The organism is Citrobacter sp. MGH 55 (assembly GCF_016906145.1).
Lineage (GTDB): Bacteria > Pseudomonadota > Gammaproteobacteria > Enterobacterales > Enterobacteriaceae > Citrobacter_A > Citrobacter_A amalonaticus.
The window spans coordinates 1148055-1148640 of sequence record NZ_CP070239.1 but is presented as its reverse complement, the minus strand read 5'-3'; the positions used below and the strand labels follow the sequence as shown (position 1 = coordinate 1148640).

Annotated in this window: 1 protein-coding gene; it reads left to right on the top strand. The window is 50.9% G+C overall.

The window, feature by feature from the left end; translation table 11 throughout:
• Nucleotides 1-91 precede the first annotated feature (91 nt).
• Nucleotides 92-583 carry a GNAT family N-acetyltransferase gene (locus tag JTI98_RS04570; protein WP_216081974.1) on the top strand — a complete coding sequence of 164 codons (492 nt, stop codon included), beginning with the start codon at nt 92-94 and terminating at the stop codon, nt 581-583.
• The last annotated feature ends 3 nt before the right edge of the window (nt 584-586 follow it).

Here is a 586-nt window from a genome sequence, read left to right as displayed (position 1 = left end):
CCTTCATTCTTCATGTGAATACCATCAGCGTAAACCGTGTTATCTGCGGGTATGATGAGGCAGTCCAGTTGATTCAAAAAAAGGTAAACGCATGCCCACTCCGCTATTCCGTCAGGCCGTACCCGCCGATGTTGACCGCTGTTATGAGATTGAAACGCTCGCCTATGAAGGCGATGAAGCGGCAACCCGGGAAAAGATTGCTACCCGTATCCAGCGCTATCCGCAGGGATTTATGTGCATGGAGTTAAACAGCGAGGTGGCTGGCTTTATTAATGCCGGTTGCGCCTGGGAAGTGGTGATGTCTGACGAGGCTTTTAAGGAACTGGTAGGCCACGATCCGGATGCGCCCAATGCGGTGATTATGTCGGTGGTAGTGCACCCGGATTTTCAGGGGAAAGGCTATTCTTCACTGATGATGCGTGAATTTGTGGCGCGGATGAAAGCGATGCACAAAAAGACGATTCACCTGATGTGTAAAGATCGTCATGTCGATCTTTATGCTCACTTTGGCTATCGCTACGTCAAACCGTCTGAATCCGATCACGGCGGGATGGCGTGGCACGAGATGGTGATGGTGTTGTAAGAG

What these genes read in the sequence shown, in the direction of transcription:
- JTI98_RS04570 (WP_216081974.1), top strand. Translation starts at nt 92, where the DNA reads ATGCCCACTCCGCTATTCCGTCAGGCCGTACCCGCCGATGTTGACCGC.